The 3326-nt window shown below is 64.5% G+C and carries 2 protein-coding genes; both read left to right on the top strand.

Translation table 11 applies throughout. The features are described 5' to 3' along the window. Nucleotides 1-65 precede the first annotated feature (65 nt). Nucleotides 66-2381, top strand: coding sequence for an ATP-dependent Clp protease ATP-binding subunit ClpA (gene clpA, locus KAY22_RS26650; protein ID WP_296626088.1), 2316 nt, complete (start codon nt 66-68; stop codon nt 2379-2381). A gap of 211 nt (nt 2382-2592) precedes the next feature. Next, nucleotides 2593-3279, top strand: coding sequence for an ABC transporter ATP-binding protein (locus tag KAY22_RS26645; protein ID WP_296626087.1), 687 nt, complete (start codon nt 2593-2595; stop codon nt 3277-3279). Nucleotides 3280-3326: the final 47 nt, after the last annotated feature.

Below are 3326 nucleotides of genomic sequence, written 5' to 3'. Positions count from 1 at the left end.
GGATGGCATGGTCGTTCTACTCCATTCGGCATGGCTCGGCCCATGCCGAATGGAGTAGAACGACCATGCCATCCTTCGCCCGCGAACTCGAACAGACGCTGCACAACGCGCTGAGCGCAGCCAGCAGCCGGCGCCATGAATATGCGACCCTCGAGCATCTGCTCCTGGCGCTGATCGCGGACGAACATGCGTCGAAAGTGATGACCGCCTGCGGCGTCGACCTGTCGGAACTGCGCAATGCGGTCACCAACTATCTCGACACCGAGCTCGATGCGCTCAAGGTCGAGGGGGAGACCGATCCCTCGCCGACCAGCGGCTTCCAGCGGGTCGTCCAGCGCGCCATCCTCCACGTCCAGTCGTCGGGCCGCGAGGAAGTGACCGGGGCCAATGTCCTCGTCGCCCTGTTCAGCGAGCGCGAAAGCTATGCCGTCTTCTTCCTGCAGCAGCAGGACATGAGCCGCCTCGATGCCGTCAGCTATATCAGCCATGGCGTAGGCAAGGCAGGTCAGCCCACCGAGCAGCGCGAGGTAAAGGGCGCCGAGGAAGAGAAGGCACAGGCCAAGACCGACGGCAAGAAGGGCGAAAGCGCGCTCAAGCAGTTCTGCGTCAACCTCAACGAGAAGGCCAAGTCGGGCAAGGTCGATCCGCTGATCGGCCGTTCCGCCGAGGTCGATCGCACCGTGCAGATTCTCTGCCGCCGCTCGAAGAACAACCCGCTCTATGTGGGCGATCCCGGCGTCGGCAAGACCGCCATCGCCGAGGGCCTTGCGCGCAAGATCGTCGAGGGCGACGTTCCCGAGGTGCTGCTGCCGGCCGTGATCTACTCGCTCGACATGGGCTCGCTGCTGGCGGGCACCCGTTATCGCGGCGATTTCGAGGAGCGTCTGAAGCAGGTCGTCACCGAACTCGAGAAGCTGCCCCATGCCGTGCTGTTCATCGACGAGATCCACACCGTGATCGGTGCGGGTGCGACGTCGGGCGGCGCGATGGATGCGTCCAACCTGCTCAAGCCGGCGCTGTCGGGCGGTTCGATCCGCTGCATCGGCTCGACCACCTACAAGGAATTCCGCAACCATTTCGAGAAGGACCGCGCGCTGCTGCGGCGCTTCCAGAAGATCGACGTCAACGAGCCGACGATTGAGGACACGATCAAGATCGTCTCCGGACTGCGATCGGCCTTCGAAGAGCATCACAACGTCAAGTACACGCCCGACGCGATCAAGGCGGCGGTCGAGCTGTCGTCGCGCTACATCAGCGACCGCAAGCAGCCCGACAAGGCGATCGACGTGATCGACGAGGTCGGCGCCTCGCAGATGCTGGTGCCGCCGGCCAAGCGCAAGAAGGTGATCACCCCCAAGGAGATCGAGGCGGTGATCGCGACGATGGCGCGCGTCCCTCCGAAGACGGTGTCGACCGACGACAAGAAGGCGCTCGGCACGCTCGAGACCGATCTGAAGCGCGTCGTCTTTGGCCAGGACAAGGCGATCGAGGTGCTGAGCTCGGCGATCAAGCTGAGCCGCGCCGGCCTCCGCGATCCCGACAAGCCGATCGGCAACTATCTCTTCTCGGGCCCGACCGGCGTCGGCAAGACCGAGGTAGCGCGTCAGCTGGCGTCGATCCTCGGCATTCCGCTCCAGCGCTTCGACATGTCCGAATATATGGAGCGTCATTCGGTCAGCCGGCTGATCGGCGCGCCTCCGGGCTATGTAGGCTATGATCAGGGCGGACTGCTGACCGACGCTGTCGACCAGCATCCGCATAGCGTGCTGCTGCTCGACGAGATCGAGAAAGCGCATCCGGACCTGTTCAACATCCTTCTGCAGGTGATGGACAACGGCAAGCTGACCGACCATCACGGGAAGACGGTCGACTTCCGCAACACCATCCTGATCATGACGACCAACGCTGGCGCGTCCGACATGGCGCGCGAGACGCTGGGCTTCGGTTCGCTGTCCCGCGAGGGAGAGGATGAGGAAGCGGTGAAGAAGCTCTTCACGCCGGAGTTCCGCAACCGCCTCGATGCGATCGTGCCGTTCGGTTACCTGCCGGCAGAGGTCGTCTCGCGCGTGGTCGAGAAGTTCATCCTGCAGCTCGAACTGCAGCTGGCCGATCGTGAGGTGCACATCAGCCTCGATGACGAGGCCAAGCAGTGGCTGACCGCCAAGGGCTATGACAAGCTCTACGGCGCCCGCCCGATGGGCCGCCTGATCCAGGAAAAGATCAAGCAGCCGCTGGCCGAGGAACTGCTGTTCGGCAAGCTGGTCCATGGCGGCGAGGTCAAGGTGAAGATGAAGGACGAGGCCCTCTCGTTCGAAATCGTCCCCGCCGCGCCCAAGCGCCCGAAAAAGGGCGGCGGCGCCAAGGCCAAGGTCAAAGCCTGAGCTTTTGATAGACTGAAGACATTCATAGGCCCGTCTCGCGAGAGGCGGGCCTATTGTCTTGCCAGCTGTTCCGGGATGCATTCAGACATGATGAACATGTCCCCGCCCCGATGACGGACATGCCAGAGGGCATTTTTGGGTTCCCGCCATTGATCTGCGACAGGGCGGGCCACATGTTGCGTATGACAATGTCCGAGGAACCGACACCCGCATGACAGCCGCCATCATCGACGCCAGCGCCGTCACTCTCGCGCTGGGGAAGCCTCCGGCACGCGTCGAGATATTGCGGCGGATAGACATCAGCATCGACCGGGGCGACACCGTCGCTCTGCTCGGCCCTTCCGGATCGGGCAAATCCTCGCTCATGTCGGTACTATCCGGCCTCGAACGGGCAGATTCGGGCCGGGTGCTGGTCGACGGGCTCGATTTCGGAGCACTGGACGAGGACGCGCTCGCGGCCGCCCGGCGCGGACGGATCGGTATCATCCTCCAGGCCTTTCACCTGCTGCCGACGATGACCGCGATCGAGAATGTCGCGGTTCCGCTGGAGCTGGCGGGCGCCCCCGATGCGATCGAGCGGGCGCAGGCCGAACTGACGGCGGTCGGTCTCGGCCATCGTCTCGACCATTATCCGGCGCAGCTGTCGGGCGGCGAGCAGCAGCGCGTCGCCATCGCCCGGGCGATCGCGCCCCGCCCTGCCCTGCTGTTCGCCGACGAGCCCACCGGCAATCTCGACGCCGCGACCGGCGAGGCGATCATGGACCTGCTTTTTGCCCGACAGCGCGATACGGGTACCACCTTGCTCGTCATCACGCATGATCCCGCGCTTGCCGCCCGCTGCGCGCGGGTGGTCGAGATGCGCGATGGCGCCATCGTAACAGATCGTCGCGCCGCATGAGGACTGCATGGCGACTGGCGCTGCGCGATATGCGCGGCGGCCTCAAG

The organism is Rhizorhabdus sp. (assembly GCF_018006725.1).
Taxonomy (GTDB): domain Bacteria; phylum Pseudomonadota; class Alphaproteobacteria; order Sphingomonadales; family Sphingomonadaceae; genus Rhizorhabdus.
Note: the sequence above shows the minus strand (reverse complement) of the source record. Positions and strands in the feature narration are given on the sequence as shown.

Excerpts from the sequence above, each read along its gene's own strand:
- clpA (WP_296626088.1), top strand. The coding sequence starts at position 66 with ATGCCATCCTTCGCCCGCGAACTCGAACAGACGCTGCACAACGCGCTG.
- KAY22_RS26645 (WP_296626087.1), top strand. The coding sequence starts at position 2,593 with ATGACAGCCGCCATCATCGACGCCAGCGCCGTCACTCTCGCGCTGGGG.